General features: G+C 44.1%; 14 protein-coding genes, 1 other RNA gene and 1 pseudogene. 10 read left to right on the top strand and 6 right to left on the bottom strand.

Features of this window, described 5'->3' with window-relative positions:
* Positions 1–32: 32 nt before the first annotated feature.
* Positions 33–216, bottom strand: a non-coding RNA gene (ssrS, locus tag P7F88_RS14010) — 6S RNA.
* A gap of 18 nt (positions 217–234) precedes the next feature.
* Positions 235–538 (bottom strand): annotated as a pseudogene (zapA, locus tag P7F88_RS14015) (cell division protein ZapA).
* Positions 539–782: 244 nt separating this feature from the next.
* On the opposite strand from zapA, the gene P7F88_RS14020 reads away from it, so the two are divergent.
* From P7F88_RS14020 to P7F88_RS14030, 3 genes are all read left to right on the top strand, one after another.
* Complete coding sequence (locus P7F88_RS14020) at positions 783–1,352, top strand: YecA/YgfB family protein (protein WP_277825652.1); 570 nt, start codon at positions 783–785, stop codon at positions 1,350–1,352.
* 153 nt (positions 1,353–1,505) lie between these two features.
* Positions 1,506–2,687, top strand: coding sequence for a 2-octaprenyl-6-methoxyphenyl hydroxylase (gene ubiH, locus P7F88_RS14025; RefSeq protein WP_277825654.1), 1,182 nt, complete (start codon positions 1,506–1,508; stop codon positions 2,685–2,687).
* Positions 2,688–2,689: 2 nt separating this feature from the next.
* On the top strand, positions 2,690–3,919 hold the full coding sequence (locus tag P7F88_RS14030) for an FAD-dependent 2-octaprenylphenol hydroxylase (RefSeq protein WP_277825656.1): 1,230 nt from the start codon (positions 2,690–2,692) through the stop codon (positions 3,917–3,919).
* 120 nt (positions 3,920–4,039) lie between these two features.
* Here P7F88_RS14030 and P7F88_RS14035 read toward each other — a convergent pair whose 3' ends face one another.
* The 3 genes from P7F88_RS14035 to ygfZ all read right to left on the bottom strand — a co-directional run bounded on the left by P7F88_RS14035 (position 4,040) and on the right by ygfZ (position 6,272).
* Positions 4,040–4,246 carry a DUF1107 domain-containing protein gene (locus P7F88_RS14035; protein WP_277825658.1) on the bottom strand — a complete coding sequence of 69 codons (207 nt, stop codon included), beginning with the start codon at positions 4,244–4,246 and terminating at the stop codon, positions 4,040–4,042.
* Positions 4,247–4,827: 581 nt separating this feature from the next.
* On the bottom strand, positions 4,828–5,304 hold the full coding sequence (locus P7F88_RS14040) for an aminoacyl-tRNA deacylase (RefSeq protein ID WP_277825660.1): 477 nt from the start codon (positions 5,302–5,304) through the stop codon (positions 4,828–4,830).
* Positions 5,301–6,272, bottom strand: coding sequence for a tRNA-modifying protein YgfZ (ygfZ, locus tag P7F88_RS14045; RefSeq protein ID WP_277825662.1), 972 nt, complete (start codon positions 6,270–6,272; stop codon positions 5,301–5,303). The genes P7F88_RS14040 and ygfZ overlap by 4 nt, the downstream gene beginning before the upstream one ends.
* Before the next feature lie 159 nt (positions 6,273–6,431).
* On the opposite strand from ygfZ, the gene P7F88_RS14050 reads away from it, so the two are divergent.
* A complete protein-coding gene (locus P7F88_RS14050; RefSeq protein ID WP_277825664.1) occupies positions 6,432–6,692 on the top strand; it encodes an FAD assembly factor SdhE in 261 nt (86 codons plus the stop codon).
* A complete protein-coding gene (locus P7F88_RS14055; protein ID WP_277825666.1) occupies positions 6,661–7,077 on the top strand; it encodes a hypothetical protein in 417 nt (138 codons plus the stop codon). The genes P7F88_RS14050 and P7F88_RS14055 overlap by 32 nt, the downstream gene beginning before the upstream one ends.
* Before the next feature lie 14 nt (positions 7,078–7,091).
* Here P7F88_RS14055 and nadB read toward each other — a convergent pair whose 3' ends face one another.
* Positions 7,092–8,705 (bottom strand): L-aspartate oxidase, encoded by a 1,614-nt coding sequence (nadB, locus tag P7F88_RS14060; RefSeq protein ID WP_277825668.1) that lies wholly within the window; start codon positions 8,703–8,705, stop codon positions 7,092–7,094.
* Between the two features lie 317 nt (positions 8,706–9,022).
* On the opposite strand from nadB, the gene rpoE reads away from it, so the two are divergent.
* From rpoE to lepA, 5 genes are all read left to right on the top strand, one after another.
* On the top strand, positions 9,023–9,601 hold the full coding sequence (rpoE, locus tag P7F88_RS14065) for an RNA polymerase sigma factor RpoE (protein ID WP_277825670.1): 579 nt from the start codon (positions 9,023–9,025) through the stop codon (positions 9,599–9,601).
* 10 nt (positions 9,602–9,611) lie between these two features.
* Positions 9,612–10,220, top strand: a complete 609-nt coding sequence (locus tag P7F88_RS14070; RefSeq protein WP_277825672.1) for an RseA family anti-sigma factor — start codon at positions 9,612–9,614, stop codon at positions 10,218–10,220.
* Positions 10,217–11,182 (top strand): sigma-E factor regulatory protein RseB, encoded by a 966-nt coding sequence (gene rseB / locus P7F88_RS14075; RefSeq protein WP_277825675.1) that lies wholly within the window; start codon positions 10,217–10,219, stop codon positions 11,180–11,182. The genes P7F88_RS14070 and rseB overlap by 4 nt, the downstream gene beginning before the upstream one ends.
* A 3-nt stretch (positions 11,183–11,185) precedes the next feature.
* Positions 11,186–11,662, top strand: a complete 477-nt coding sequence (locus tag P7F88_RS14080) for a SoxR reducing system RseC family protein (protein ID WP_277825677.1) — start codon at positions 11,186–11,188, stop codon at positions 11,660–11,662.
* 134 nt (positions 11,663–11,796) lie between these two features.
* Positions 11,797–13,590: a translation elongation factor 4 gene (lepA, locus tag P7F88_RS14085; protein WP_277825678.1), complete on the top strand. Its 1,794-nt coding sequence runs from the start codon at positions 11,797–11,799 to the stop codon at positions 13,588–13,590.
* Positions 13,591–13,619: the final 29 nt, after the last annotated feature.

A 13,619-nucleotide genomic window follows, 5' to 3' on the forward strand; every position in this document is an offset into this window, starting at 1 on the left:
GAAGAACCCCTTCATGAGAAAACTCATTGAATAGAAACCCCAGAGTGCCGTTGAGGATTTTGACCCTTGAACCAGCTGGTTCAAGGCGGATCAGCAATGATAACCGTAGGCTTCTCGGTACGGGCCGAGCTTGCTCAATAGCTACCAAGTACTAACCCTTAGGTATTGCTTATCGGCTCAGGGACGTAATCCTACTGACGAACACCCCAGGGTAATTTTTGTTCTGTGCTTGCGTTACTTCTCTTGTGTAACGCCACTTAGCGCATCTTCCAGCGATGCGATTAAGTAATTCCATTCGTTCTTTTATCTGTTTCTGACTATCTTCATCAGCTTTAAACTGGTTGAGTTCGTAGCAGACGTTTAGAGCAGCAATAGTCAGTAACTTTTCGGTATTTGCAACATTAGTTTTTTCAGTCATCTCTTTCAAGCGGTTATTTAGATCTCGCGCTGCGTTTAACAGAGCTTGTTCTTGCCCTGGAGGGCAGTTAACCCGGGTGATTTTTCCCAGAATTTCGATTTCGACCGCGTGATGACCCATAGTGACTGAACTCTTAATGTGTAACAAAGATGGAATATTGCCATCGAAGGGGAACTATAGGTAAAGCCCAAATAAGATTCAAGGGCTTCTCACGCAAATATCTTCTTTTGACATAACAATTACCCACTAAACAAGCAAAATGGATAATTGGTAAGCAAGAGAGGCTAAAGTTTTCCATGAAGCGAGTAAATGATACGATGGAGCATAAATAATCCCAATCCATTTCGAAATAAAGTGAGTCATCATGAGCGAAACAACGCTTCCAGAATATCTTAGTGTAGAAACTGAACTGCAGTCTTCTGAGTTGTCTGTTACTCCGGCGGAGTTACACGGACTATTAACAGGTATGTTGAGTGGCGGGCTATCATTAAACGATAAAAGCTGGCAGCCACTAATTTTTGATTACACCAATGATGGCATGGGATGGCCAACCAGAGCATTAGCTGCGGCGGAAACACTACTTAAGACAACGACATCTGAATTAACTGGCACCGGGATGGAGATGTCTATTTTGCTTCCTGATGAAGATGCGGGGCTGCTTGATCTTGCAGACGCTTTGTCTGAGTGGGTAAACCACTTTATTTCTGGTCTGGGTCTGATCAACGTCTCTCTCAAAGATATGCCAGAAGATGTGAAAGAAGCTCTGGCTGACCTTGAGGAAATCGGCAAACTTGGTATCGACGAAGAAGACGATATGGAAGAGCAGGCTGATCTATTAGAACAGGTTATCGAGCATGTTAAAGCATGTGTGCTGACCATTCATGCTCAATACGGCATGAAGCCAAGCGAAGAAGAGTCTCAGACTATTCATTAAAAGCGATTTACCAGACTGATGGCAGACCCAACATTGTCATTCCCGCACTAGCCGTGCGCCTTGGCGGGAATCTCAATAAATCAACATATTAGATCCCTGCCTTCGCAGGGATGACGAATCTTATCAATAAGCTTGATTTGCAGGGAAGAAAGGATGGCAGAGAAGCACTTCGATATTGTAATTGCTGGCGGGGCTATGGCCGGTGCAACCCTTGCGCTGGCGTTGTCAAAATTCTGTGACAAAACGTTATCTATTGCGGTAATAGAGCCTTATCAGGTTGATAGTAACGAGCATCCGGGATTCGATTCCCGATCAATCGCTCTCTCATACGGTACAACTCAAATACTTGAGGCTTTTGGCTTATGGGAGCAACTATTACCTGACGCAACACCAATCAATACCATACATGTTTCTGATAAAGGGCATGCAGGCATGACAGACATCGATAGTAGGGACTATGGCGTCCAGGCTTTGGGGTATGTTGTCGAGCTAGCCAATGTCGGACGTGTATATCAGCACTGCATTGAACAGAGTTCTAATATCGAATTTATTTGTCCTGATTCAGTAGCGTCAATTGATAGCCAACAGCATGTTACGCGAATTACTCTTGAATCAGGCAATGTTATAGAGTGTGCTTTGCTGGTTGCAGCAGATGGTGCGGTTTCTGAGTGCTGCAGGTTGATGAAGATTGATAATCAGCAGGTAGACTTTGAGCAAGTTGCTGTTATTGCCAATATTGGAGTCTCTCAACTGCATCAGGACAGAGCTTTCGAGCGTTTTACTCCAAATGGACCGCTCGCACTATTGCCTATGAGCCAAAATCGCATGTCGTTGGTCTGGTGTTTGTCTGCTGACAAAGCTGAGCAAATGATGAGTGCTACAGAAGACGATTTCATCTCCGAATTGCAGTCAGAGTTTGGATGGCGATTAGGGGCAATTAGCCACGTAGGTTCAAGAGCCAGTTATCCGCTAATCTTACACAAGAAATCTCAGATTACTGCTCATCGCTTTGCGACTATTGGAAATGCGGCACAGGCACTTCATCCCATTGCCGGGCAGGGATTTAACTTGGGGAACCGAGATGTTGCCTCTCTGGCTGAAGAAATTTCTTTGTCTGCAGATCCCGGTAGCTACGAGACGTTAAGCCGATATCAGAAAAGAAGAGACGCAGATAGAAACTCTACAATTGATCTAACCGCCGGGTTGGTTCATATATTCTCTAATGAGTGGCTGCCAATGGTTGTTGGGCGTAATCTCTCATTGATGGCAATGGATAATATTCCGGCATTAAAAAGTCCGTTGCTGAACAGAACCATGGGACTGGTGAAAAGATAGTTATGATGCAAAGTTTTGATATCACCATTATTGGTGGAGGCATGGTTGGGCTTACCCTGGCAGCCGCATTAAAAAACACCGATTTGAGAATCGCTATAGTTGAAGGTAACAAACCAGCAGAAGACTTAGATTTACTGCCTGATGTAAGAGTATCAGCGCTAAGCAGGGCAAGTGAGCTGATATTGAGAAATGTCGGTGCCTGGCCGGGTATCGAAAGGAGGCGTTTGTCACCTTACAATGCAATGGAGGTGTGGGAACAGGATAGCTTTGCCCGTATCGAGTTTAATGCGAACAACCTCGGACAGCCAAACCTGGGACACATTGTAGAGAACCGTGTTATTCAGCTGGCTTTGTTGGATCAAGTTTCTAAGCAGCATAATGTCACTATGTTTATGCCTGCAAAGTGTCAGTCTATGGTGATGGGAGAAAGTGAAGCATGGTTGACTCTGGATAATAGCCAGTCGTTGACGACTAAGTTAGTCGTTGGTGCTGATGGCGCAAACTCCTGGGTACGTCAGCAAGCTGATATTCCTTTAACAAACTGGGATTACGGCCATAGTGCAATTGTGGCAAATGTTAAGACCGAAAGAGCTCATGATAGTGTAGCGAGACAATCCTTTTCACCAATGGGTCCTTTAGCTTTCCTTCCAATGTCAGAGCCTCAAATGAGCTCTATCGTCTGGTCGACCGATCCCAATAGGGCGGAACAGCTTCTTGCAATGCCAGATGAAGAGTTCAATAAACACTTGTCAGCAGAATTTGATATGAAACTGGGACGCTGCAAAGTGATTGGCGAGCGTCAGGCGTTCCCATTAAAGATGAGATATGCAAGGGATTTTGCCCTTGAGCGTATCGCATTGGTAGGAGATGCCGCTCATACCATTCATCCTTTGGCTGGGCAGGGAGTTAACCTTGGTTTGCTAGACGCTGCTTCATTAGCTCAGACATTAGTAAATATCTGGAAAGAAGGCGAGGATATAGGCCTGCGCTCGAATCTTAGAAACTACGAACGTTGGAGAAAGGCTGAAGCGGCGAAAATGATAGCGGCGATGCAGGGGTTCAAAGATCTGTTTGAAGGAGATAATCCTGCTAAGAAACTGTTCCGTGGTATTGGAATGAAGCTGGCTGCACAGTTGCCCGGAGCCAAAGATGAGATTATGAAAAGGGCCCTGGGGCTAAAGGGTGAGTTACCTGAGTTGGCTAAAGCTCTAAACTACAGCCATGAGCTATAAACTTAAGCAATGAGCTGTAAATAAACTTTATTATCAGAAAAACAAAAGGGCTGTTAAATCAGCCCTTTTTGTTCCTCAGAATTCAAATCTATTAATAGTGATTATTTATGCGAGGTGAATCTATGCATAGGAGCAGCGAAGTCTCATGATTTCTTGATTAACTTCTTTAACTGCTTGAAAGTGACGCTTTTCTGCTCTATCCGGTATAATGAGTTTACCGTTATCAAATTCAAACTTTCCGATCCCGTAAATATAAATTCTCCCCTTAAAAAGCCGACTTACATGCTTCGCTATCATACCTGGTGAATAGCGTTTAAACAGCCTCATACTTGAATCCTTGTGTTCTATACAGCGCGGTAAATTATAAATAATTGAGCGTGACATTTATGTGACTCAAACCGACTAAAAGTCTCGCTTTCTGCACTAATTAAGAGTTTTGTGCTGCAAACAACACTATAGAAGTTGTAATCTATTTTCCGTGTGACGTTACACTCAAAAATCTAAATTGGATATTTATTCCTTGCTGTGAATACATCTCGCAACAATAACCGAGATGAATCATTCAAAGGTACTATATAAGGATAGACTAATTTTTTATGTCTCATCGGAAAGTTTGCTACTAAATAAGCAAAAAAATTGCCCGCTATTCTAGCGGGCCAATAGTCACAGATGCATTACACAAAAGTGGATATGACTGAATAATTCAGTGGATTCACTTTTACTACCGGTTGAATTTCCTGCCAAACTTGAAGGAAAAACACTCAACCGAGTAGGGTTCCGATAATACACATTAATTATGGTTATGAATAATTATTTATTAAATGTGATTTTAAATTCATGATTTTTACGTTAGATATGTGATCTAGATCACCTGATTGATTGTTTTATCCAATACTAAGTGGCTAGTCTCATCGGGTGATATCGGCGAATATTGGTTCACACAAGGCAATAAGGTGGGTCGTTTCCATCGCAATACCCGCCATATTGCTGCCACTGCTGATGGTAATGCTATCTAGTTCTCTAAAACGGGAGTCAAAAAATATGTTCATTTTTGAAGGCAGTAAAAGGGGGGCAACTGTTCCTGGAGCATAACCAGTAATTGAGGGAACATCACTGAGTTCTACACAAGTCATACGCCGACAATTCAATATCGCTCTTACCTTCTTAGGATCTGCCTGCATATTTCCGGGAACACAGGCTAACGTATAGTTATTATCCATGTCTCTTAGCAGAATTGTTTTCACCATCTGGTGTGGAGATATACCACGCTGTTGTGCTGCATCCTCTATTGATATCGCCGGGCTTTGATGGTGCAGGAGTGTATAAGGTACACCCTGCACATCTAAAAACTCAGTTATCTTAGTAGAGGTAACTCTTTCGTTCATGCTTCCGGATCTTCAAGGCTATACGGCATAGGAACAAGGCTAAAGCGCGAATCAGGATCGCTGGTTAGCCTGAACTGCGTATCTGGTTCGAGGTTGTTTGGTAGTACGATCAACCCATAAATGGCGTTGTCTGCAAACTGATAACCAGCTAAAAGCTCACCTGCTGAGCGCCAGTTTTCTCCAACGTTGCGCTCTAACTCGTCTGTCCCTGTCAATGTGTCACGGGAATGACCTTTAACCAAATACATAGCACGTTTGTTTGTGCCTCGATATTTCGCTCTGGCAACCGTCTCCTGGCCTGTATAACACCCTTTGCTGAAGCTGACCCCTCCAACTAGATGCAGATTCAGAGCTTGAGGAATGTGAACGTTCTGCTGTGCCTCTGTCACTCTAGGGATTGCAGCCTGAATATCATAAAGATCCCATAAATCTTCTGAGGCAAGAGTACCTTCAAAATTTGCGACTATAGATTCTGCTTCCTGTTCTTCAATGATAAGGAGCCATTGCTTATCATCTACCTTAACTGCAGTGCCATTGCCAAACGTTCGAACAGAACCTTGGGTCTCTGTGTTCTGGTTTATAAATGCGGTAGATTCAGTGCCAGTGATACCTAAAATCACGGCATCGGATATCTCTATTTCAACCTTTGAAAATACCGAATATTTTTTGATTTCAGCGAGCGATTTCTCGATGCCGGAACCGTGCTGGAAAAGAGCGTATGTGTCTTTATGGTTAAAGAGGCGGAATGTACTCCACACCTTACCTTTTGCATCGCAGTGGGCACCTAGCGTTGATTCGCTATCGGCTAAGGTAACCACATCACAGGTTAGTTGCCCCTGAAGATAAGACTTTTTATCCTCTCCAGATACGGTGATTACCTTCCATGAACTCAGCAATGATATTGCTAACTCTGGCAGTGCATCTTTTTCATTTAGCTTCAGAGAAGTGAATTTATTTTGCCATGTCATAATTTAGTTACCCTTTACTAATAGAGAACGGGCGAATAGATAGCCGTAATGTTAATCGGCTTACAAAAATTTGTCAGCTATCAGATGTTTTCATCGTTCTAATTGGCTTAAAAGGCTAATATAGTTTTCATTAAATATAAAACAATTAGAGGAAGCCAGATGTACACGCCAGAAGAGAAGGCTAGAATCAAATGGGCATGTCGCAGGGGAATGCTTGAGTTAGATGTCGTCATTATGCCGTTTTTCGAAGAGTGCTTTGACACTCTGAGTGAATCAGAACAACAGGACTTTGTTGCTCTGCTTGAGTGTGATGACCCGGACCTGTTTACCTGGGTTATGCAACATGGCAGAAGTGAAGACGAAGCGTTGGCAAAAATGGTAGATAAAATTGTTGCCCATAACCTCAGTAAGGTCCGCTAAGCTTTATCTTGTAAAGTCGTTTAATGCTCAGATAGCAGCATGGGGAATTACCGCAATTGTTATCTGGGCTGTACTCGTATCTCCCGCACCTGTTGTTGTTTCCGTTTATCTTATTTTTTCGCTTTGTTGGTATTCATCCGTTAACAGAGCCTCTGGCTTGTTTAAGATCTCATTGGATGGTTATTTTGAATGGGGCTACAAAAACCATGAATTTAAGGTGGCGGAGCTTAGCTTTAAGCCCTTGTTTGTTGTTATCTATAGTGAGCAGGGAGAGAAGGTAATTATCTGGCGAGGTGCTTGTGAAGAAGCGGATTACCGCCATTTGTTAGTCGTTCTGAAGTTATTGCACCGAAAGAAAAGGGGTGAACAGATGTCACCCCTTTAGCATATATTGGCTATTTACTGAAAGTCACCAGGACTAAGAATTGTTGGCTTTGGATTATCCTGCATCTCAGGGTAGTCCAGCGTATAGTGAAGCCCACGGCTCTCTTTACGCTGCATTGCGCATCTAACCATTAATTCTGCTACCTGAAGCAAGTTTCGCATTTCCAGCAGATTATTGGATACACGGAAGTTGCTGTAGTACTCATGAGTTTCCTGCTTAAGTAACTGAATACGGCGTAAAGCACGTTCCAGTCTCTTATCTGTTCTTACTATGCCCATGTAGTCCCACATAAACAGACGCAGTTCATGCCAGTTGTGCTGAAGTACAACCTCTTCATCAGAGTTACAAACCTGGCTTTCATCCCAGGCTGGAAGATCCGAAGGAAGCTCAACTTCTTCCAGCCTCTTAAGAATATCTTTAGCTGCAGAACGGGCATAAACCACACACTCAAGCAAAGAGTTAGAAGCCATACGGTTTGCACCATGCAAGCCAGTGTAGCTAACTTCACCGATAGCGTAGAGATTATCAAGGTCAGCACGACCTTTCTGATTAACCATTACACCACCACATGTGTAGTGAGCTGCGGGAACGATAGGGATCGGCTCCTTGGTCATATCAATACCAAGATCCTGAAGTCTCATATGAATCGTCGGGAAATGTTTCTCTATAAACTCTGCAGGCTTATGGCTGATATCAAGGTACATACAGTCAGCGCCAAGACGCTTCATTTCAAAGTCAATTGCGCGGGCAACAACGTCGCGAGGTGCCAACTCTTCGCGCTTGTCAAAATCAGGCATAAAGCGAGAGCCATCCGGACGCTTCAGATAAGCACCTTCACCACGTAGCGCTTCTGTCAGTAGAAAGTTTCGTGCTTCCGGGTGATACAGGCAGGTTGGATGGAACTGATTGAATTCCATGTTAGCTACACGGCAGCCGGCACGCCATGCCATAGCAATACCATCACCGGAAGAGACATCTGGGTTTGAAGTATACTGATAAACTTTAGATGCCCCGCCTGTTGCCAGAACAACAAACTTGGCTCGAACTGCTTCAACATGTTCGTCGTTGCGATTCCAGATGTAAGCGCCTACTACTTTATTTTTGTCGCCACCAACTTTATCTTCAGTGATTAGATCTAATGCATTATGACGTTCAAAGATGGTGATATTAGGGTGGTTGAGAACATTTTCCTGAAGGGACGTTTGCATCGCCATGCCGGTTGCGTCAGCGGCGTGCAGGATACGGCGATGGCTGTGTCCGCCTTCGCGCGTTAGGTGATATTTAGGATCTTCATTGGTGTCGTCTTCGATTCTGTCGAACGGGACACCACCATCAATTAGCCACTGAACACATCGCTTACCGTTCTTGGCAATAAATTCAACGGTATCTTCTTCACACAATCCAGCACCGGCTATCAATGTATCTTCAACATGCGATTCTACGCTGTCAGACTCATCGAACACTGCGGCGATACCGCCCTGCGCGTAGAAGGTCGAGCCTTCGCTTCTTGGGCCTTTACTTAAGACAATCACCTTTGCATATTTTGCAATTCTTAAAGCCAGTGATAATCCAGCAGCACCACTACCAACGACTAATACATCACACTGATGTTCTCGGTTTTCGTTCATAAAACTTTTAATTTCCCGAACTATAGTAGAGCAATCGACACTCTACGCTGTTAAACAGCTACTCTCAAAATTGACACTCCCTGATAAATGAGTTGCATTTATTTTCAGGTGCCTCCACTATTCCTGTGGAGTTTTAAAATGTCTTATTCATCACATTATCAAATTATTAGATAAAATGTTCAGAAAGTTTGGAACTTTCTATTTTTTACATAGTCACAATAGTGCTCATGTAAACAGTGGTGTCAACACTACATTTTGCATAATTAGTGCTCATATCTGAGAAGGTACGGGCGATAACAATAGGAGTATGTGCTCGAATGAACGAGCAGTTGACCGATCAAGTATTAATTGAGCGAGTACAGAACGGGGACAAACAAGCATTTAACCTACTGGTTATTAAGTACCAGAATAAAGTTTGTAATCTGATTTCGAGGTACGTGAGTAATTCGGGAGATGTACAAGATGTGGCGCAAGAAGCTTTTATAAAGGCTTATCGTGCTATCCCTGGTTTTAGGGGAGAAAGTGCATTCTATACATGGTTATACCGTATTGCTGTTAATACTGCTAAAAACCACCTTGTTGCTCAAGGCAGAAGACCGCCAGCTAACGATGTGGACGCTGAAGAAGCTGAATATTACGAAACGGGAAGTGCGCTGAAAGAAATTTCGAACCCTGAGAACATGACGTTGTCCAACGAGTTGAAACGTGTTGTTTTCAGTGCAATTGAAGCACTTCCTGATGATTTGAAGACAGCAATGACCTTGCGAGAGCTAGATGGCTTAAGCTATGAGGAAATTGCTGAAGTGATGGATTGCCCGGTAGGGACAGTACGTTCGCGTATTTTCCGTGCAAGGGAAGCGGTTGAGAAAAAAATTCAGCCGTTAATCGAGAGATAACTCAGAGACTATGGTGAAAAACATGTCTGACAAAGAACTGCTTTCAGCTCTCATGGATGGAGAAACGGTCGATAAGGCCTTAATCGCAGAGCTTGAACAGAATCCGGAAAGCCAAAAATCCTGGCAAAACTACCACCTGATTGGTGATGTTATGCGAGGAGAAGCGCCGGAGACTCCAAGCTGGAATATCGCTGAAAGTGTTGCAGCTGCATTGGAAAGTGAACCTGCTCATAGTACGGTCACTCCTTTTGTTGAAGAATCCCAGCCAACACCACAACAGGCTAAAAGACATCTGCCTTCGTGGTTAACTCAGGTGGGTCAGGTTGCGATGGCTGCGTGTGTATCGTTAGCGGTTATTCTTGGCGTTCAACAGTACGGCGGCGGAGAAGCGGATCAAACACAATCTGAAATTCCTGTATTGCAGACTATCCCTGTCGCAGGTAGTGTAGAACCGGTAAGTCTTACTCGTGAATCTGTAGCACCAAAAGCGCAGCAGATGAATGAAGCGCAGTTGTTAGAACAGCGCCGTAGAATTAATGCAATGCTGCAGGATTATGAATTGCAACTTCGTTTGGCAGATGATGCAGCAAAAGAAGAAATACAATCGGTAGTTGAATGAAAAAATTTCTGATCAGTGCGCTGACACTGTTCAGTTTGATACAACCGCAAGCCTCAGCAGAGGAGATCTCAGCTGAGGCTTTGTTGCATCAAATGAACCAATCAGGTCAGCAACTTAATTATGAATTGTCTTATATCCTGATTAAGAAAAATAGTATTGAACCAATCCTTTATCGACACGCGAAAGTGGAAGGAAGTACCTTCGCACATCTGGTCTATTTAAGTGGCCCTGTTCGTGAGGTCATCCGCCGCGGTGAAGAAGTAAGTTATATCGAACCGGGTGTAGAGCCATTCTCAATTAAATCAGGAAATATGGTAGCGCCCATCGTTCCTCTTCTGGAAAACGATATTGATGTACTTAGTGAGTTTTACGACTTCGTTCTGATGGGTAGAGCACGAGAAGCTGGAACTGCCGCTCAGGTTGTCCGTGTCGTTCCTAAAGATGGTCAACGCTACTCTTATGTTATGTGGGTGGATGAAAAATCTCATTTGCCTTTGAGGGCTGATTTGGTCGATCGCGATGGCGAGGTTCTAGAGCAGTATCGTGTTATCTCCTACATGGTGAATGACCAGATAGCAGAAATGATGAAAGGGTTGGAGCAGGCTCGGTTACCAGATGTTTTAACGCTTCCAAAACAGGAGCCCACGTCTTCTTTCTGGAAAGTAAACTGGATTCCTGATGGTTTTAAACCACATAATCTTAACCGTTATAAGATGTTGATGACGCAGAAAGTGGTAGAAAGCCAGATGTACAGTGATGGCTTGTTTAGCTTTTCTGTTTATGTCGCTGAAGTTGATGATTCATCACTTAAGAGCCAGCTAGTTAGGCAAGGCCGAAGAACTTTGCACAGCCTGGTTAAAGGGAACAAAGAGATCTCGATTGTGGGGGATATACCTCCGGCAACGGCGGAGCAGATAGCGCTTTCGGTTGAGTTTACTAAAGCTGAGCCTTCTACTGAGTAACCCATGATCACTGCACTAGCAACAGTCGTCTCGGTTGAGGCGACAACTAAAGGCAATAAAGTTGGTTTGAGCTGTGAGCAACAGACTAGCTGCAGTCACTGTTCATCACAAAAAAGCTGTGGGACTGGCCTGGTGTCAAAAGCCATTGGTAACAAAACCCATAAGTGGGAACTGATGACAGATAAGCTGGTTGAGGTTGGGCAGACCGTTGAAATTGGTTTGTCGGAGCAAAATCTGGTCAAATACGCCTCGATTATCTACCTACTACCCATTTTGGGGTTGATTCTTGGCGCTACCATAGCAGAGTTGTTCCTGACACCTATAATACAAACAGGCGAAGGAGTAACCATTCTTCTTTCTGTTGGCTTTATGGGGCTGGGAATACTGTTGGCAAAGTATTTATCCAGGCGCCTTCAGTCAGGAACTTCCCAATCTGTGTCGCTAATTCGGGTACTCGGAGAAGCTATAGAGATTAAATAATCTGTATAGCCAACAAATTCAAGATAGCGGCAAGGCGTGAAATTGGGTAGAATCGCGCAACTTGATCGAAATATCGTCATTAGGCGGATATTTCTTCCATTCATTATTTAGCAAGAGTTAAGTCACACCAACCTATGAAGCACATTCGTAACTTTTCGATTATCGCCCATATCGACCACGGTAAGTCGACCCTTTCAGACCGCTTGATCCAAGTTTGTGGTGGATTAAGTGAACGTGAAATGGACGCACAGGTCTTGGACTCCATGGATCTTGAGCGTGAGCGTGGTATTACCATTAAAGCCCAGAGTGTGACTCTAGATTACAAAGCAAAAGATGGTGAAACTTACCAGCTTAACTTTATCGACACTCCGGGGCACGTAGACTTCTCATATGAAGTATCTCGTTCACTAGCTGCGTGTGAAGGTGCTCTGCTGGTGGTTGATGCTGGTCAGGGTGTTGAAGCTCAGACTCTTGCGAACTGTTACACAGCGATCGAGATGGATCTGGAAGTAGTGCCAATCCTTAACAAGATTGACCTTCCGGCAGCTGATCCTGAGCGTGTATCCGAAGAAATTGAAGAGATCGTTGGTATTGATGCGCTAGAAGCAACTCGTTGCTCGGCTAAGACTGGTCTTGGTGTTGATGACGTTCTGGAAAACATCGTAACAGCAATTCCTGCTCCTGAAGGTGATCCTGACGCACCGCTTCAGGCTCTAATCATCGATTCATGGTTTGATAACTATCTTGGCGTTGTATCTCTTGTGCGTATTAAGAATGGCGTACTTAAGAAAAACGACAAGATCAAAGTGATGAGTACCGGTCAGATTTGGGGTGTAGACCGCCTTGGTATCTTTACACCAAAACAGATCGATACTACTGAACTTAATACCGGCGAAGTAGGTTGGGTAGTTTGTGGTATTAAAGACATCCTTGGTGCACCAGTAGGTGATACCCTGACTCTTGCTAAGCACGGCTGTGAAGAAGCACTACCAGGTTTCCAGAAGGTGAAACCACAGGTATATGCAGGTCTGTTCCCTGTATCTTCTGATGACTACGAGAGCTTCCGTGATGCTCTGGGCAAACTGAGCCTGAACGACGCATCTCTGTTCTACGAGCCAGAAAACTCAGCGGCTCTTGGCTTTGGTTTCCGCTGTGGCTTCCTTGGTATGCTACACATGGAGATCATTCAGGAGCGTCTGGAGCGTGAATACGATCTGGATCTGATCACAACTGCTCCGACTGTAGTTTATGAAGTAGAACAGACCAATGGCACCGTTTTATACGTAGATAGCCCAGCGAAACTTCCTGCTGTGAATGATCTAGAAGAAATCCGTGAGCCTATCGCTCGCTGTAATATTCTGGTTCCTTCAGACTATCTTGGTAACGTAATCACTCTTTGTGTAGAGAAGCGTGGTGTTCAGGTAGATATGGTTTACCACGGCAATCAGGTTGCGGTTACTTACGATATCCCGATGGCTGAAGTTGTTCTTGATTTCTTTGACCGTCTGAAATCAACATCCCGTGGTTACGCATCTCTGGATTACAACTTCCAGCGCTTTGAAGCATCTAACATGGTTCGTGTAGATGTACTTCTAAACGGTGACAAAGTGGATGCTCTGGCAATCATCACTCACAAAGACCAGGCACAGTCTCGTGGTCGTCTGCTTGTTGAGAAGATGAAAGAGTTCATTCCTCGCCAGATGTTTGATATCGCTATTCAGGCAGCCATTGGTAACCACATTATTGCGCGCTCTACCGTTAAGCAGCTACGTAAAAACGTAATCGCTAAGTGTTACGGTGGTGACGTGAGCCGTAAGAAGAAGCTACTGAAGAAGCAGAAAGAAGGTAAGAAGCGCATGAAGCAGATCGGTAACGTTGAGTTACCACAAGAAGCGTTCCTGGCTATTCTTCATGTTGGTAAAGACTAAACGATGTTATCAACACCGAAATAATATAA

Origin of the sequence: Vibrio hannami, from assembly GCF_029589055.1 — a bacterium.
In the GTDB taxonomy this organism is placed as follows: Bacteria; Pseudomonadota; Gammaproteobacteria; order Enterobacterales; family Vibrionaceae; genus Vibrio; species Vibrio hannami.

Excerpts from the sequence above, each read along its gene's own strand:
- P7F88_RS14030 (WP_277825656.1), top strand. The coding sequence starts at position 2,690 with ATGATGCAAAGTTTTGATATCACCATTATTGGTGGAGGCATGGTTGGG.
- P7F88_RS14040 (WP_277825660.1), bottom strand. The coding sequence starts at position 5,304 with ATGAACGAAAGAGTTACCTCTACTAAGATAACTGAGTTTTTAGATGTG.
- lepA (WP_277825678.1), top strand. The coding sequence starts at position 11,797 with ATGAAGCACATTCGTAACTTTTCGATTATCGCCCATATCGACCACGGT.
- P7F88_RS14050 (WP_277825664.1), top strand. The coding sequence starts at position 6,432 with ATGTACACGCCAGAAGAGAAGGCTAGAATCAAATGGGCATGTCGCAGG.
- P7F88_RS14070 (WP_277825672.1), top strand. The coding sequence starts at position 9,612 with ATGGTGAAAAACATGTCTGACAAAGAACTGCTTTCAGCTCTCATGGAT.
- P7F88_RS14080 (WP_277825677.1), top strand. The coding sequence starts at position 11,186 with ATGATCACTGCACTAGCAACAGTCGTCTCGGTTGAGGCGACAACTAAA.
- nadB (WP_277825668.1), bottom strand. The coding sequence starts at position 8,705 with ATGAACGAAAACCGAGAACATCAGTGTGATGTATTAGTCGTTGGTAGT.
- P7F88_RS14020 (WP_277825652.1), top strand. The coding sequence starts at position 783 with ATGAGCGAAACAACGCTTCCAGAATATCTTAGTGTAGAAACTGAACTG.
- rseB (WP_277825675.1), top strand. The coding sequence starts at position 10,217 with ATGAAAAAATTTCTGATCAGTGCGCTGACACTGTTCAGTTTGATACAA.
- rpoE (WP_277825670.1), top strand. The coding sequence starts at position 9,023 with ATGAACGAGCAGTTGACCGATCAAGTATTAATTGAGCGAGTACAGAAC.
- P7F88_RS14035 (WP_277825658.1), bottom strand. The coding sequence starts at position 4,246 with ATGAGGCTGTTTAAACGCTATTCACCAGGTATGATAGCGAAGCATGTA.
- ygfZ (WP_277825662.1), bottom strand. The coding sequence starts at position 6,272 with ATGACATGGCAAAATAAATTCACTTCTCTGAAGCTAAATGAAAAAGAT.
- ubiH (WP_277825654.1), top strand. The coding sequence starts at position 1,506 with ATGGCAGAGAAGCACTTCGATATTGTAATTGCTGGCGGGGCTATGGCC.